12 protein-coding genes and 1 pseudogene are annotated in these 15,434 nt (G+C 63.3%); 11 read left to right on the top strand and 2 right to left on the bottom strand.

Annotated features, from left to right (window positions below):
• Positions 1 to 60 precede the first annotated feature (60 nt).
• From glf to QMA10_RS03615, 4 genes and pseudogenes are all read left to right on the top strand, one after another.
• A pseudogene (gene glf, locus QMA10_RS03630) lies at positions 61 to 1,260 on the top strand (UDP-galactopyranose mutase); the annotation flags it as partial.
• Positions 1,261 to 1,352: 92 nt separating this feature from the next.
• Positions 1,353 to 3,269, top strand: a complete 1,917-nt coding sequence (locus QMA10_RS03625; RefSeq protein WP_290166312.1) for a glycosyltransferase — start codon at positions 1,353 to 1,355, stop codon at positions 3,267 to 3,269.
• Positions 3,266 to 4,144, top strand: coding sequence for an ABC transporter permease (locus QMA10_RS03620; RefSeq protein WP_290166310.1), 879 nt, complete (start codon positions 3,266 to 3,268; stop codon positions 4,142 to 4,144). The genes QMA10_RS03625 and QMA10_RS03620 overlap by 4 nt, the downstream gene beginning before the upstream one ends.
• A gap of 3 nt (positions 4,145 to 4,147) precedes the next feature.
• Positions 4,148 to 4,879, top strand: a complete 732-nt coding sequence (locus tag QMA10_RS03615) for an ABC transporter ATP-binding protein (protein WP_290166264.1) — start codon at positions 4,148 to 4,150, stop codon at positions 4,877 to 4,879.
• A 64-nt stretch (positions 4,880 to 4,943) separates the two neighbouring features.
• On the opposite strand, the gene rfbA is transcribed toward QMA10_RS03615, so the two are convergent.
• A complete protein-coding gene (gene rfbA / locus QMA10_RS03610) occupies positions 4,944 to 5,816 on the bottom strand; it encodes a glucose-1-phosphate thymidylyltransferase RfbA (RefSeq protein ID WP_290166263.1) in 873 nt (290 codons plus the stop codon).
• 301 nt (positions 5,817 to 6,117) lie between these two features.
• Between rfbA and QMA10_RS03605 the strand changes: the two genes are divergently transcribed.
• The 4 genes from QMA10_RS03605 to QMA10_RS03590 all read left to right on the top strand — a co-directional run bounded on the left by QMA10_RS03605 (position 6,118) and on the right by QMA10_RS03590 (position 10,802).
• A complete protein-coding gene (locus tag QMA10_RS03605; protein ID WP_290166262.1) occupies positions 6,118 to 7,404 on the top strand; it encodes a hypothetical protein in 1,287 nt (428 codons plus the stop codon).
• A 65-nt stretch (positions 7,405 to 7,469) separates the two neighbouring features.
• On the top strand, positions 7,470 to 8,468 hold the full coding sequence (gene rfbB / locus QMA10_RS03600) for a dTDP-glucose 4,6-dehydratase (protein ID WP_290166261.1): 999 nt from the start codon (positions 7,470 to 7,472) through the stop codon (positions 8,466 to 8,468).
• A gap of 4 nt (positions 8,469 to 8,472) precedes the next feature.
• On the top strand, positions 8,473 to 9,900 hold the full coding sequence (locus QMA10_RS03595) for a bifunctional dTDP-4-dehydrorhamnose 3,5-epimerase family protein/NAD(P)-dependent oxidoreductase (protein ID WP_290166260.1): 1,428 nt from the start codon (positions 8,473 to 8,475) through the stop codon (positions 9,898 to 9,900).
• The gene (locus QMA10_RS03590; protein ID WP_290166259.1) at positions 9,897 to 10,802 is read left to right on the top strand and encodes a glycosyltransferase; all 906 of its coding nucleotides are present in this window, start codon (positions 9,897 to 9,899) and stop codon (positions 10,800 to 10,802) included. Before QMA10_RS03595 ends, QMA10_RS03590 begins: the two co-directional genes overlap by 4 nt.
• 101 nt (positions 10,803 to 10,903) lie before the next feature.
• On the opposite strand, the gene QMA10_RS03585 is transcribed toward QMA10_RS03590, so the two are convergent.
• On the bottom strand, positions 10,904 to 12,922 hold the full coding sequence (locus tag QMA10_RS03585) for a DUF6541 family protein (RefSeq protein ID WP_290166258.1): 2,019 nt from the start codon (positions 12,920 to 12,922) through the stop codon (positions 10,904 to 10,906).
• 308 nt (positions 12,923 to 13,230) lie between these two features.
• On the opposite strand from QMA10_RS03585, the gene QMA10_RS03580 reads away from it, so the two are divergent.
• Genes QMA10_RS03580 through QMA10_RS03570 form a run of 3 tightly spaced genes read left to right on the top strand, consistent with a single transcriptional unit; the run spans position 13,231 to position 15,423 of the window.
• Complete coding sequence (locus tag QMA10_RS03580) at positions 13,231 to 13,950, top strand: glycosyltransferase family 2 protein (protein ID WP_290166308.1); 720 nt, start codon at positions 13,231 to 13,233, stop codon at positions 13,948 to 13,950.
• Entirely contained in the window at positions 13,947 to 14,390 is a 444-nt protein-coding gene (locus QMA10_RS03575) for a DUF2304 domain-containing protein (protein WP_290166257.1), read from the top strand. The genes QMA10_RS03580 and QMA10_RS03575 overlap by 4 nt, the downstream gene beginning before the upstream one ends.
• On the top strand, positions 14,359 to 15,423 hold the full coding sequence (locus QMA10_RS03570; protein ID WP_290166256.1) for a D-alanyl-D-alanine carboxypeptidase family protein: 1,065 nt from the start codon (positions 14,359 to 14,361) through the stop codon (positions 15,421 to 15,423). Before QMA10_RS03575 ends, QMA10_RS03570 begins: the two co-directional genes overlap by 32 nt.
• The last annotated feature ends 11 nt before the right edge of the window (positions 15,424 to 15,434 follow it).

Raw genomic sequence — 15,434 nt, 5'->3', positions numbered from 1 at the left:
GCGATTCTCGGATAACCTAGACCGTCGGGTGCGTGCACGCATGGGCCGTACCGAAACAAACAGGAGAAACAAGTGAACGTTGACCTCGTCGTCGTCGGGTCGGGATTTTTCGGTCTGACCGTAGCCGAGCGTGCTGCAAAGGAACTGGGCCTGAAGGTCGCTGTCCTGGACCGCCGCCACCACATTGGCGGCAACGCCTACAGTGAAAAGGAAGCGCAGACGGGCATCGAGGTGCACCGCTACGGGGCGCACCTCTTCCACACCTCCAATGAGCGCGTGTGGGAATACGTCAACCGGTTCACTGAGTTCACGAACTACGTTCATAAGGTCTACACCAGCCACAAGGGCGAGGTGTACTCCATGCCCATCAACCTGGGCACGATCAACCAGTTCTTCCGTTCCTCCATGGGGCCCGCCGAGGCGAAGGCCCTGATCCAGGAGCAGGCCGGCGAACTTGCCGGAACTGATCCGGCCAACCTGAATGACAAGGGTATTTCCCTGATCGGCCGCCCGCTCTACGAGGCATTCATCAAGCATTACACCGGCAAGCAGTGGCAGACGGATCCCAAGGACCTGCCGGCTGAGATCATCAGCCGCCTGCCCGTGCGGTACAACTATGACAACCGGTACTTCAACGACAAGTACGAGGGCCTGCCGGTTGACGGCTACACCGCCTGGATCGAGCGGATGGCAGACCATCCCAACATTCAGGTGCATCTGAAGACGGACTTCTTCGATGACGGCCACGAGTTCTCCCGCGACGCCACCCGCGGCCAGGTTCCCGTTGTCTATACCGGCGCAGTGGACCGCTACTTCGACTACGCCGAGGGCGACCTCTCCTGGCGGACCATCGACCTCGAAGAAGAGGTCCTGCCGATGGAGGATTTCCAGGGAACCTCGGTCATGAACTACCCGGACGAGGACGTCCCGTACACCCGCATCCATGAGTTCCGCCATTTCCACCCCGAGCGGGACTACACCAAGGATGCCACGGTCATCATGCGGGAGTTCTCCCGTTTCGCCGAAAAGGGCGACGAGCCGTACTACCCCGTCAACACGGCCGAAGACCGGGCCAAGCTCCTGGCCTACCGCGACCTCGCCAAGGGTGAGAAGGAAGTGCTCTTCGGCGGACGCCTGGGCACGTACAAGTACCTGGACATGCACATGGCCATCGGATCGGCATTGTCGATGTACGACAATAAGATCAAACCCCACTTCACCGGCGGGGCAAAGCTCGAAAGCGGAGGAGTTGACGCGTGAGCCAGCTGAAGACTGAAGAAAAGCAGGTCACCACCGGGGAGTCGGAGCAGTGGCATACGCTGCAGCGCATTATTTTCCCCGACCAGAGCCAGATGGACACGGCACTGCTGTATGTCGACAGCGGCTCCGCCATGGGTGCGCAGTTCAACACCATGGACGGCTCCATGATGAAGTCCACCAGGATGCAGAGCACCGAGGCCGCTGCAACCGGCGGTGAAGTGCACGTTGAGGACTTCCTCTCCCGCACGGGCACCATTGCCCGGCCCGGGCAGCGGCTGTCCTTCGGCACCTATTTCAACGCCTTCCCCGCCAGCTACTGGCGCCGCTGGACTGACGTCGAAAGTGTTCGCCTGCACGTGGAAACCAAGGGTGCCGGCGCCGTCAGCGTCTATAAGTCCAATGCGCGCGGCTCCCTGCAGCACGTCGAGACCCGGCGGGTTGACGGTGACACGGTCTCCGACTTCGACCTCACGCTGAAGCCCTTCGGCGACGGCGGCTGGTACTGGTTTGACCTGGTGGCGGGCGCCGAGCCCATGGCCCTGATTGAGGCGAACTGGATGGCCGCGGGCGAGGCGAAGAAACCCGGTTCCATCACGCTGGAAATCACCACACTGAACAAAAACGAGTTCTGCCTGAACAACCTCAAGATTCTGGCGGACAACCCCGAGGCACTGGAAAACGTTGCCGAGGTGCTGATTGTTGACCAGGGAACAAAGAAACTGGTTGATGCGGAGGGCTTCGCGGAAGCCGAAGCCGCGCTCGGCGGCAAGCTGCGGATGATCCACCAGGGCAACCTCGGCGGCTCCGGCGGCTTTGCCCGCGGCATGTATGAAGCCGTGGAGAACGGCAGCGACTACGCTCTGCTCCTGGACGACGACATCGTCATGGAGCCGGAGAGCATCACGCGGATGCTGACCTTCGCTGACCACTGCAAAACTCCCACCATCGTCGGTGCGCACATGTTCGACCTGTACAACCGATCGGTCCTGCACACCTTCGGCGAGACGGTGAACGTCTTCCGTTTCCAGCCCGACCATCCCTTCAAGGAGCAGGTGCTCGGCCACGACTTCGCGCGCACCAACCTGCGCACCACCTCGTGGATGCACCGCCGGGTGGACGTGGACTACAACGGCTGGTGGATGTGTATGATCCCCACCGAGGTTATCCGCAACATCGGGCTTTCCCTGCCGGTATTCATCAAATGGGACGACGCCGAGTACGGCCTCCGCGCCAAGGCTGCCGGTTACAACACCGTCTCGCTGCCCGGTGCCGCCGTCTGGCACATCACCTGGGCTGACAAAGACGATGCCGTGGACTGGCAGGCGTACTTCCACAGCCGGAACCGCATCATCACTGCCCTGCTGCACAGCCCCTATCCGCGGGGCGGACGGGTGGTGCGTGAAGGTAGTTTCATCGATATCAAGCACCTGATTTCCATGCAGTACTTCACCGCGCAGGGGCGCGTCATGGCGCTGAAGGACCTGATCGCCGGTCCGGAGCAGCTCCACGACATTCTGCCCAGCCGGCTTCCTGCCATCCAGGCGATGCGCAAGGAATACTCCGAAGCACAGTTCAAAGCGGACCCCGAAGCGTTCCCCCGTCCGGGCATGGTCAAGCCGCCGCGCCACGGACAGGGCTTCAAGGCGCCGTCCTACGTCACGCTCGTGCCCTGGGCAGCCAAGACCATTGTCCGGCAGCTGACCAAGCCGGTGGCGAAGTCCAGCATGGAGCGGCCGCAGGCCCAGGTTGCCCACATTGACAATCGGTGGTGGCGCATGTCCCAGTACGACAGTGCAGTGGTCACCAACGCAGACGGCACTGCGGCCTCCTGGTACCAGCGCGACCCGAAGAAGCTGCGGGCGCTGCTGGCCGAGGGCGCGCGCCTCAATGCGGAAATCCTGCGGGACTGGCACAAGCTGAGCCAGAAATACCGCAAGGCGCTCCCGGAAATAACGTCCATGGAGGCCTGGAAAGCGACCTTTGAAAAGCACTCGGAAGAGAGTAAATAAGCTTGTCCACCGGCGCGCTTGAAACCCCGGGGCGGGGAGCGGGACTGGCTGATATTTTTCGGTCCCGCTTCCTGCTCAAATTGCTGGTTTCGAAGGAACTGAAGGTCAGGTACCGGGGATCGGTGCTGGGTCTGCTCTGGTCTTATGTGAAGCCCGGCGTCCAGTTTGTGGTCTTCTACATTGCCCTGGGAGTCTTCCTCGGACTGGAACAAAGCGACCGGAACCCCAACGGCCTGCCGAACTATGCGATCTATCTCTTCTCCGGAATTGTCCTGATCAACTTCTTCACCGAAGCCCTTGGCAACGCGTCCCGGTCCATCGTCGGCAACGGAGGCCTGATCAAGAAGATCTACCTTCCCCGGCAACTGTTCCCGATGGCCTCCGTATGGGTGTCCGGCGTGCACTTTGTGCCGCAGATTGTCATCCTAGTGGTCGCCTGCCTTTTCAACGGCTGGCGGCCCTCGCTCCTGCAGCTGGCAGCTGCCGTAGCGGGATTCATCATCGTGACCCTGCTGGCCACCGGCCTGGGCCTGCTCTTTGGGGCGGTGAATGTCTACTTCCGCGATGCGGAGAACCTCGTGGACATGCTGCTGATGATTGCCACCTGGGCCTCTCCGGTGCTTTATTCCTGGATCATGGTCCGGGACAAACTGGGGGAGACGTACTTCAACATCTACCAGCTGAACCCCATCACAGTAGGCGTGGAAACTTTCCACTACGCGTTCTGGCTTCCCACCACGGACGGCGCGGAGGCAATTCCACCGCATCTGCTGTCCATGTGGATCCCCGTTGCACTGGCTATTTCGGCAGCCGTGCTGCTGCTCGGCCAGCTCGTCTTCCGTCGCCTTGAAGGCCGTTTCGCGCAGGAGCTGTAAACCGTGGTAAATGCCATTGAAGTTCGCAATATCAACAAGCAGTTCGTGCTGCGGCACACCCGCTCCATGAAAGAAGCGTTTGTCTGGCTCGTCAAAGGACGCAAAGGCGACCTCTCGGAGAAGTTCCACGCGCTCAAGGGCGTAACGCTGGATATAGAGCAGGGCGAGACGGTGGCGCTGCTGGGCCTGAACGGATCCGGCAAGTCGACGCTGCTCAAGCACATCTCCGGGGTCATGCGCCCCGACAGCGGAACCGTGGGAACCAGGGGGCGGGTAGCCGGGCTCATTGAGGTGGGAGCGGGTTTCCACCATGACCTCAGCGGCCGGGACAATGTGTACCTGAATGGTGCCATCCTGGGGATGACCGAGCAGGAGATCGACGAGAAGTTCGACTCGATTGTGGAGTTTTCGGAAATTGGCCAGTTCATTGATACCGAAGTGAAGTTCTACTCCTCGGGAATGTATCTGCGGCTGGCCTTCTCCGTGGCGGTGCACACCGACCCCGAGGTTTTTCTCGTCGATGAAATCCTCGCGGTGGGAGACGAACCGTTCCAGAAGAAGTGCATTGCCAAGATCCGCGAGCTGGCCGATGAGGGCAAGACCCTTGTTGTAGTGAGCCACGACCTGGACCTGGTGTCCAAGATCTGTGAACGCGGCGTACTGCTTGAACACGGTCAGGTGGTCATGGACGGACCGGTAATCGACGTCGTCGCCCGCCTGCGCGGCCAGGGCTAGGGAAACCAGACAGCAAAGGGCGGACCTGCCGGGTCCGCCCTTTTTGCTGCCCTGTGGAAGCGCCCTAGTTCTGACCCGAATGAAGCAGGGAAAGCAGGTAGTCTCCATAGCCGCTCTTTACCAGCGGTTCGGCCCGTTTGCGCAGGTCATCGTCCGAGAGGAATCCCTGCCGCCAGGCAACCTCCTCCGGGGAACCAATTTTGAGACCCTGCCGGCTCTCCACTGTGCGGATGAAGTTGGAAGCGTCATTGAGCGAATCGAACGTACCGGTATCCAGCCAGGCGGTGCCGCGGGGAAGGATGTCCACACTCAGCTTCCCGCGTTCCAGATAGACCCGGTTGACGTCGGTGATTTCCAGTTCCCCGCGGGGGGAGGGCTTCAGGGACTTGGCGATCTCCACAACATCATTGTCGTAGAAGTACAGGCCCGGGACTGCGTAGTTGCTCTTGGGATGTGCAGGCTTTTCTTCCAGGGACAGTGCCTTGCCGGCGGCGTCGAACTCCACCACACCGTAGGCGCTGGGGTCCTGGACCCAGTAGCCGAAAATAGCTCCGCCGTCCACGTTTTCGAACCTGCGCAGCTGGGTTCCCATGCCGTGGCCGTAGAAAATGTTGTCTCCGAGGACCAGAGCCACGGATTCTTCGCCGATGTGTTCTTCGCCAAGGATGAAAGCCTGGGCCAGACCATCGGGGGAGGCCTGCTGGGCATAAGTGATGCTGATCCCGAATTGGCTGCCGTCTCCGAGCAGCCGCTCAAACTGATCCGCATCGTACGGGGTGGTGATGATGAGGATGTCGCGGATGCCGCTGAGGATAAGGGTGGAGAGCGGGTAATAGATCATGGGCTTGTCGTAGACAGGTACAAGCTGCTTGCTGATGCCGTGGGTGATGGGGTGCAGCCGGGATCCCGTGCCGCCGGCCAGTATTATTCCGCGCATGGAATCATCTTCTCCCAGCCCGCGGCACCGGCAAAATTGCCCGGCGCCCTTTGAGCCGCGGGAGCTTGGGGCTGGCGGCGGGTGGTGGAGGCGCCCGGTCCGGTGCCTCCGGCGTGATGCTGGCGGTAAGGTTGACCGGGGAGTTACGAGTCCGTGGCTGATCCCCGCCCGGAGGCATCCGGATAGTTGCCGCCCTCCCGCCCGGGATGGCAGGTTCCGCTGACAACGAGGTGAGAAGCACATCAGGTTCAAGTTGGGTAAACCGGTCAAAGCCTCTGAATCGGAAACCGCTGAAAAGGGTATGGGTCAGGCTTCGGCCGCAGGAGTGGGCGCAGCTTCGCTGGCTTCCGCAGCCGTAGGTTATGTCGTAATCGTGGTGGCGGCCCGCACGCTGGACAAACAGGACAACGCCGCCTTCCTGACCTTTTGGTCTGTGGTCTTCCTGGTCATTGGAGTGCTGGGCGGCATCGCCGTCGAGACAACCCGCGCCGCCAGGACCGCACGCAGCCTTGAGGCTTCCGGTTCCGCGTCCGTGGAAGCGTCTGACGGGAGGCGCCGGCCGCGCATGGGCCCGGTTGCTCTGGCAGTGGGCCTGGGGACAGGCCTTGTCCTGGCTGCGGCTTCCCCTCTGTGGGCGCCGCCGATCTTCGGCAGCTACGCCCCGGCACTTGTTCCGGCGGTTTGCGTCACTGCTGTCTTCTACTCCGGTCACGCGGTGATGATGGGGCAGTTCGGCGGGCTGGGACGCTGGGGGACGTACTCGCGAATGATTGCCTCCGAGTCGGCGGTTCGTCTCGCCGTCCTGGTCGCGGTGGTCCTCATCGGCGCAACGGTAACGGGTCTGGCATGGGCAACCGCCGCGGGCACAGCAGCCTGGCTGCTGTTTGTGCTTTTCTCTTCCCAAAGCCGCAGGGCCTTTCTGCAGCGGTCCGATGCAAGCCTTCGGCCCTACCTGCGGACTGTCTGGCATGCCTGCATGGCCGCGGCGGCCAGTGCATCACTGGTGGTTGGTTTTCCTGTCCTGCTGCGCCTGACCACAACGGATTCCGTGTATCTGGAATCTGCCGCCCTTCTCATGGCGCTGTCGCTGACTCGTGCGCCCCTGATGATCCCTCTGCAGGCGTACCAGGGCGTTGCCATCACCCACTTCATGTCCCGGCGGTCCGAGGGGCTGAAGGCAGTGGCTCCCATTTTCGGTCTGGTGACTGGAGTGGCAGTGGCGGGCGCCGCCGCGGCATGGCTTCTTGGCCCCTGGCTCATGGTGGCCTTCTTTGGCGAACACTATGAAATGTCGCCGGCGGTGCTGGCTGCACTAACGTTCGACGCCGGATTCCTGGCGCTGCTCACCCTGACCGGCGCGCTGACCATTGCCTCCAACCGGCACCGGGCCTACTCGCTGGGCTGGGTCACCGCCTGCGTGGTGTCCTTCGCCATGCTCTGGCTGCCGCTGGACATCGAGACCCGGACCATCATCAGCCTCGCGGCAGGTCCGCTCTGCGGCATCGCGGTGCACCTGTGGGTCATTGTCCGCTCAGGGCCGGCGTCACCGGCCTCCGGCGGGACCAAGCGCAGCACCACGGCCCCCTGAACGCGGGGCTGTCAGCGGGGAAACCCCCGGACAACGGTGCCCTGACGGGCAGGTAGGGTTAAATTATGCAGAAACTTCTGGTGACCGGCGGTGCCGGTTTTATTGGGTCAAACTTCGTCCATTACGTCCTCGAGCACACCGATGCGCAGGTTACGGTGCTGGACAAGCTCACCTATGCCGGCAACCGTGCCTCCCTGCAGGGCCTGGACCCGGCCCGTTTCACCCTGGTGGTGGGGGACATCTGCGATGCCGCCCTGGTGGACCGGCTGGTGGGCGGGGCCGACGTTGTGGTGCATTATGCCGCGGAGTCCCACAATGACAATTCGCTGCATGACCCGCGTCCGTTCCTGGACACGAACATCATCGGCACCTACACGCTGATCGAAGCGGCCCGGAAGCACGGCACCCGCTTCCACCACATCTCCACGGACGAGGTCTACGGCGACCTGGAACTGGATGACCCGGAACGGTTCACCGAAGCCACCCCGTACAACCCTTCCAGCCCGTATTCCTCCACGAAGGCCGGTTCGGACCTGTTGGTGCGTGCCTGGGTGCGGTCCTTCGGGCTGCAGGCCACCATCAGCAACTGCTCCAACAACTACGGGCCGTACCAACACGTGGAAAAGTTCATTCCCCGCCAGATCACCAACGTGATCGACGGCGTCCGGCCCAAGCTCTACGGGGCCGGGGAGAACGTGCGGGACTGGATCCACGCCAATGACCATTCCTCCGCGGTGCTGACCATCATCGAAAAGGGTGAGATTGGTCAGACCTACCTGATCGGTGCTGACGGGGAGAAGAACAACAAAGACGTCGTGGAGCTGATCCTCACGCAGATGGGCCAGCCGGCGGATGCCTATGACCAGGTCATTGACCGTCCAGGGCATGACCTGCGCTACGCCATTGATTCTGCCAAGCTGCGTTCCGAGCTGGGCTGGGAGCCGCAGTTCTCCAACTTCGAGCAGGGACTGGCCGACACCATTGCCTGGTACCGGGACAACGAGGACTGGTGGCGGCCGCAAAAGGATGCCACCGAAGCCAAATACAAGGTCCAGGGCCAGTAACGCCATGACCGTCGAATTCTCCAAGCCCCTGGCCGCCCGTTCCACGCCCATTCCCGGGGTTGTGCTCTATGACCTGCCCGTCCACGGGGACAACCGGGGCTGGTTCAAGGAAAACTGGCAGCGGTCCAAGATGACCGCGCTGGGGCTGCCGGACTTCGGACCGGTGCAGAACAATATTTCCTTCAATGAGTTGGCCGGCACGACCCGCGGCATCCACGCCGAACCGTGGGACAAGTACATTTCCGTGGCCACCGGACGGATTTTCGGCGCCTGGGTGGACCTGCGCGAAGGCCCGTCCTTCGGCACGGTCTTCACCGCGGAGATGGGCCCGGACACGGCGATCTTCATTCCCCGCGGGGTGGGCAACGCTTTCCAGACCCTGGAAGACAACACCGCCTACACGTACCTGGTGAACGACCACTGGAGCGCTGATGCCCAGGGCCAGTACACGTTCCTGAACCTCGCGGACGAGACCGCGGCCATCCGGTGGCCGATCCCGCTGGAGCAGGCGGAGCTCTCGGACAAGGACAGGGCCCATCCCCGGCTGGCCGATGTGGTGCCGATGCCGCCGAAGAAGATCCTGGTCCTGGGGGCGGACGGTCAGCTGGGCCGTGCCCTGCGCGCTGAGTACGACGGCGCGGGGAACGTTGAGTTCGCTGCCCGCACCGACTTTGACCTCACCGATCCCGAGTCCTTCGCGTCCCGGAACTGGAAGAACTACTCGGCGGTCATCAACGCCGCCGCGTACACGGCCGTGGACGCCGCTGAAACAGCCGAGGGCCGGGTTGCGGCCTGGGCGATTAACGCGGCTGCAGCGGCCCGGCTGGCCCGGGTTGCCGCCCAGCACCGGATCACGCTGGTGCAGGTGTCCTCAGATTATGTTTTTGACGGCACCGTACCGCTGCACGGCGAGGACGAGCCGTTCTCTCCGCTGGGCGTGTACGGGCAGTCCAAGGCTGCCGGTGACGCGGCGGTCTCAGCGGTGCCGGCGCACTACATTGTGCGCACGTCCTGGGTGATCGGGGACGGGAGCAACTTCGTGAAGACCATGGCCTCGCTGGCCGCCCGGGGAATCTCGCCGTCGGTGGTCAATGACCAGATCGGCCGGCTGACGTTCACCGGGGACCTGGCCGCCGGTATCCGGTATCTGCTGGAGTCCGGTGCCCCGTACGGTACGTACAACCTGACGAACAGCGGGCCCGAGGCTTCCTGGGCTGAGATCGCCGCCGAGGTTTTCGAGCTTGCGGGACGAAGCCGAACCGACGTCACGGGTGTGACCACCGCGGAGTACTTCGCGGGCAAGGAGGGCGTGGCTCCGCGGCCGCTGCGCTCCACCCTGGACCTGGGCAAGCTAGAGGCGGCCGGGTTCGTGCCCGAGGCCGCGTCCAAGCGCCTGGAGAGCTACGTACGGAATCTGGGAGAAAATTCATGACCGCCGAGCCGGAAGTGCTGGGCATCTACATTCCGTTCTGGGGAGATCTTGGCTATTTGCGGACTGCAGTGGAAAGCGTCCTCAGCCAGACGAGTCCCCATTGGCGCCTGACCGTTGTCAACGATGCTCATCCGGACCTCGCCGTTGATGACTACTTTGCCGGGCTGGCGGGGGAACCGCGGATCCGGTATATCCGCAACCCGGAAAACTGCGGCATTACGGAGAACTTCCGCCGCTGTGCACAGATGGCCACCGAGCCGCGGGTGGTGATCATGGGCTGCGACGATTTCATGCTTCCGGGCTACGTCGAGGCGGTTATGGCCGCCCACCGCGCGGCTCCCCGGGTTGGGATCATCCAGCCGGGAGTCCAAGTGGTGGATGAGCACGGCAACAGATCCGTCACGCTGGCGGACAGCGTGAAGCAAAAGGTGCTTCGTCCGAGGACGCCGCCTGTCCGCACGCTCCACGGAGACCGCCTGATGGCAGGCCTGATGCACGGAAACTGGCTCTACTGGCCGTCTCTGGCCTTCCGCCGGGACGCCATCCAGACCCATGACTTCCGCAACGACTTCTCGGTCATCCAGGACCTGGCCCTGATTCTGGACCTGATCCTGGACGGCGAAGACCTGATGGTGCTTCCGGACACAGTGTTCTGCTACCGCCGCCACAGCTCCAGTGCGTCTTCGCTGGAACTGGTGGACGGCAGCCGGTTCGAGGGGGAGCGCCGCTTCTTCTCTCTCGCTGCCCGTTTGACGGCAGACAAGGGGTGGTCGCGCACCCGGCGGGCCGCGGGGCTGCACCTGACCTCCCGTGCGCATGCTCTGGTCCTGGTTCCCGGTGCCCTCCGCTCGGGGAACACCCGTGCTGTGCCGATCCTGCTGCGGCACGCGTTCGGCAGCTGACCCGTCGAGTCCAAAGACATTAAAGAACGGCGGCCGCCCCCAGGGGGACGGCCGCCGTCGTCGTTCTGCGCAGGTGCCGGCTCAGTGCTGCCGGGACGGCGTCAGCACCCGATGAATTCGTAGAGCCGGACGTCGCCGACACTGCTGATCAGCTTGAAGTCTGCGTCGGTTTCCAGATCGTCCAGTCCGGGATAGGGGTGGTCACCGCCGTGGACCTCCTGGTCACCGAAGTCCAGAACATACCCCACGCCGGTTGCTTCAACCGCTTCGCAGACGCCCGGGGCATCTTCGGCCTCCCTGAGGCTGGTATCGATAATGTCCAGCTCCGGCGTACTGGTGGAGAAGATGTGCTTGTGGGTGGTTTCGCGGTCGCCAAGCGCATACGCAAGTGCTCCGCCCGTCCAGGGATTGACGGCGATGACCGCGTCATCGGGAGTAAGCTCGTCCAGCCTGTCAATCATTTCCAGCTCATCATTGGTCAGCAGGGACGCAGTGTCGGTGGGGATGTAATTGACGCGCGCCTTGGCAACTGCCGTGTCCATGCTGTTGCCCTGGGTCAGGGGGAAAAGCACCAGGGCCGGAACCACGGTAAGGACCACGGATGCTGCCGCGGCGGTGGTGCCGTTCATCCGGCTGCGGGCGATGGCAGTTCCGGCGAACGCAGTCAGCGGCTTGAGAATAAAGTTCAGTCCCAGTACCGCCAGGGGAGCAGCGGCCAGCGGGAGGACCGCAGCGAGCCGCTGGGAGTCGTTATACCAAACCCCGGTCAGGAACATGCGGGTGTCCGAGATGGGAGTTCCGGATGACACCGCGAAGAGGGCAACGGCAACGGCAAGCGAGCCGGCAACCCACAGCAGGCGCGGCTGCCGGAAGCAGGCAACGATACCCACGATCACGAGGATGCTGGCAGTCCAGGCAGCCGGTGCGCCAAGGGGGCCGAGCAGGAGAGCCTCACCTACGGCGCGGGGAACTGTTTGTACATTGCCCCAGAAAGCATCCTCCGGAGCGGGACGGACAAGGTTCCACAACACGATAATGATGCCCCAGGCCGCGGCAAACAGAACGGTCGGAAGAACATAGCGGACTGGTGCGGCCTTGGAGGCCGCCAGGTCCCGGAGACGGAAAACGTAGGCGGAGATCAGGACGGGCAGCGCCAGGGCGATCAGCGTCATGATGCCGTTGGGGTGGGCCACGGCAATGCCGGGAAGGGTCAGCGCAGCCAGCAGCCAGGCGCGCGGGGCATCCAGGACTGCTGCCGGGGCCTGCTTTAGCACGATGGCACCCAACGCCAGACCCGCCGGGACCATCGCCAATGACAGGAGGTTGGGATAAAGGACGCCGAAATCCAGCAGGAGAAGGGGGAACGCCGCGAAGCTGCCGGCAAGGATCCCGGCACCCAGAACCGCAGCCGGAACCAGCCGGACGAGCTGACGGACTGCGAAGAGAAGGCTCAGCGGCCAGACGGCAGCGGCTATGGCAATGCTCACGGCGCTGACTCCCACCGTGAGGTGTGCACCCGACAGTTGGATGACAAGTGCAGTCAGCCCGTGCCAGGCAGCAGGGTAGAACGTTGCAGGCTGATCACCGGAAGTCATCGAATTCAGGGTCAGCGAGGAGGCGTCGGCGGTTTCCAGCACATAGCGCACTGCGTTCAAATGGAAGTTGTTGTCAAAGGTCTGGGAGAAGTTGTCCGGCACACCAATGACGCGGGCAACCTGCCAGCCAATGAGCAGGAAGGCTATCAGGGCACCGCCGGCATACAGGAGCTCACGGGAAAACGGGGTTTGCTTCCGGGGCAGTGGCTTCGTCCGCAGCCGGCCTTCTGCCAGCCGGAACAGGAAAGCGATCACGAGGGCGGCCAAGGTGGCCGCAGCAACCACGCCGATGTTCCATGGAAGGCCAATAACGGACGCTACAATGGCCGAGACGCTGATGAGGGTCACCGTGATCAGGGGCGCCAGCGCAATCGCGTCGAAGATCCGGATGCGAAGCACCAGCCCGACGGCAAAACCGGGGATAATCAGGATGAGCAGGGCGATCATCAGGGCGGGTGCGGCGCTAAGCCAGTCCATGTAGGGAGCCTCCGGGGCGTAGACGGTGAGCCATAGGGCCGCGACCAATTCTAGCCTTTGGTGCGGTGAATCCCGGCATTACGGGTGAGCGGGACCGGTTGCCGGTACGTTCCGGCTGTGGCACGCGGCAGGTTCCGGGGACACCCGATGTGCACGGTACAGCGCCCTGAGATACGTTATCGATCTGCACGATGCAGCGCCCTGAGATACTTTAGTAGGGGACGCCGTTATTTTCCCGGAACACAGCGGGGAAGCACCACGCTTTCATCACTATGTAGGAGTTGGAACCACTGAGCGGGCAGAATAATCACGAGACAGCCACGGACAGGCGTACTTCCCCGGCCGTTGAAGACCGCATTTTGGTCATCATGCCGGCATGGAACGAGTCGGAGTCCGTCGGCAACACGGTGACGGAAGTCCTGGGTGCCGTCCCCAACGCCGACGTCCTCGTCGTTGATGACGGGTCCTCCGACGGCACAGCCGACATAGCAGAAGCCGCCGGTGCCACCGTGCTGCGCCTGCCGTTCAACCTTGGCGTGGGCGGAGCCATGCGGGCCGGCTTCAAATATGCCAGGAGGCACGGTTACGGGCGGGTCATTCAGGTAGATGCAGACGGCCAGCATGATCCCAAAGACCTGATCAGCGTTGTTGACGGCCTGCAGCACGCAGACATCTCCATTGGAGCGCGGTTTGCGGACAAGGGCAGCTACGAAGTGCGCGGCCCGCGGAAGTGGGCCATGTCCTTCCTGGGGTGGTCCATCTCCAGGATCGCCAAAACCCGCCTGACCGACGTGACGTCCGGATTCCGTGCCGGCAACGCCCGTGCCATTGAACAGTACTGTGAGCATTATCCGGCCGAGTACCTGGGTGACACGATCGATTCACTGGTTGTCGCCGTCCGGTCCGGACTGACCGTAACCCAGGTGCCGGTGGAAATGCGGCCACGCCAGGGCGGGCAGCCCAGCCACAACCCGGCCAAGGCGGCCATCTACCTGGCACGCAGCGGCTTCGCCCTGCTCATTGCCATGTCACGCAAGAAGACCAGCGTGGTAACCGACCGGAGCGCAGCGAAATGACCACCACCCTCGTACCGTTCATCCTTGCCCTGGCAGTGGTCTGCTGGGTGGTCCTGCTGCTGCGCCAGCGCAAGCTGAAGGAAAAGTACGCTGTCCTGTGGGTCATTGTCGGCCTGCTGATCATCGTCCTGGCAGGCTTCCCGCAGCTCCTGGGCTGGGCCTCCGATCTGGCAGGGTTCGCTATTCCTGCCAACCTCCTCTTTACTTTGGCGATCTTCCTGGTCCTGGGCGTGTGCCTGCACCTGTCTCTGGAGATATCGGTGGTAGAGGACGAAACGAGAGCGCTGGCCGAAGAGGCAGCCATTCTCCGAGCGGCTCTGGACAAGCTCACCGCCCGTGTCGAAGCACTGTCTCCGCCGTCCGGCCAGGGCGGGACTGAGAACGAAAGCTCACCGGCGACTCACCACGGTGACGGACTGCAGGGGCCGCGCCACGGTTAAGACACCAGCGGCCGCCCGGACAGGACAGAGGTTCCCGGTCCTGTCCGCGGCGGCCTGTGCCCTGACCCTGATTGTGGGGGGAGCCACTGCCGCCGTCGCCTCTCCGGCAGCCCTAACAGGCGTCGAGCGGGCAGAAACAGCCATTGACCGGGAGTATGAGCGGCTTGGCGGAACGGACAGCGGGCTCGGCAGGCCTGCGGGCGCAGAGACCTGCGGACTGCGCGACGGCGGTTGTTACCGCAGCTATGAACACGGCGGAATTGTGTGGTCCCCGGCCACGGGAGCCCAGCCCTCGTGGGGTGCCATCCGCGACGCCTGGGCTGCACACTCCTTCGAGAACGGGCCGCTGGGTTACCCGGTCGCCGGCCCGGCCTGCAGCGACGGTATCTGTTCGCAAAACTTCCAGCGCGGCACCATTTCGTGGCGTCCCGCCGCGCCGGCCACAGCGGACCTGGACATCGACAACCCGGAGAACACCGCCGTCGTCGTCAACAAAGAACGCCCGCTGAACCCGGAAGATTATGCTCCTGAGGACCTCCTGAGTGTCGACGGACAGCTTCTGCGTGCTGAAACGGCGGAAGCGCTGAAGCTCATGCAGGAGGCGGCTGCCGCCGACGGCGTGACGGTCCGGGCCATCAGCGGGTACCGTCCCTTCGAGACACAGTCGGCGCTGTACAGCGGGTACACCTCGCAGTACGGGCAGGAACAGGCAGATGCCATCTCAGCCCGGCCCGGCTACAGCGAGCACCAAACCGGGCTGGCCGTGGACATAGCCGCCGCGGACGGCGCCTGTTCTTTGCAGGCCTGCTTTGCAGACACTCCGGCCGGAGTCTGGGCAGCAGAAAACGCCCACCGGTTCGGGTTTATTGTCCGGTATCCGGCCGGGTCCTCTGCCGTGACCGGCTACGCCTACGAGCCGTGGCACCTGCGTTACGTGGGCGTGGACCTGGCCCAAGCCGTTCACGCATCAGGTATCGGCACGCTGGAGGAGTATTTCCGTCTTCCGGCGGCTCCCGGCTACCCGGCCCAATAACCCGGACCCGC

Source organism: Arthrobacter sp. APC 3897 (assembly GCF_030407495.1).
Classification (GTDB): Bacteria; Actinomycetota; Actinomycetes; order Actinomycetales; family Micrococcaceae; genus Arthrobacter_B.
The sequence above is the reverse complement of the archived record's forward strand: the minus strand, read 5'-3'. Positions and strand labels throughout refer to the sequence as shown.

What these genes read in the sequence shown, in the direction of transcription:
- QMA10_RS03625 (WP_290166312.1), top strand. Translation starts at nt 1,353, where the DNA reads ATGGACACGGCACTGCTGTATGTCGACAGCGGCTCCGCCATGGGTGCG.
- rfbA (WP_290166263.1), bottom strand. Translation starts at nt 5,816, where the DNA reads ATGCGCGGAATAATACTGGCCGGCGGCACGGGATCCCGGCTGCACCCC.
- QMA10_RS03605 (WP_290166262.1), top strand. Translation starts at nt 6,118, where the DNA reads ATGGGTCAGGCTTCGGCCGCAGGAGTGGGCGCAGCTTCGCTGGCTTCC.
- rfbB (WP_290166261.1), top strand. Translation starts at nt 7,470, where the DNA reads ATGCAGAAACTTCTGGTGACCGGCGGTGCCGGTTTTATTGGGTCAAAC.
- QMA10_RS03595 (WP_290166260.1), top strand. Translation starts at nt 8,473, where the DNA reads ATGACCGTCGAATTCTCCAAGCCCCTGGCCGCCCGTTCCACGCCCATT.
- QMA10_RS03590 (WP_290166259.1), top strand. Translation starts at nt 9,897, where the DNA reads ATGACCGCCGAGCCGGAAGTGCTGGGCATCTACATTCCGTTCTGGGGA.
- QMA10_RS03575 (WP_290166257.1), top strand. Translation starts at nt 13,947, where the DNA reads ATGACCACCACCCTCGTACCGTTCATCCTTGCCCTGGCAGTGGTCTGC.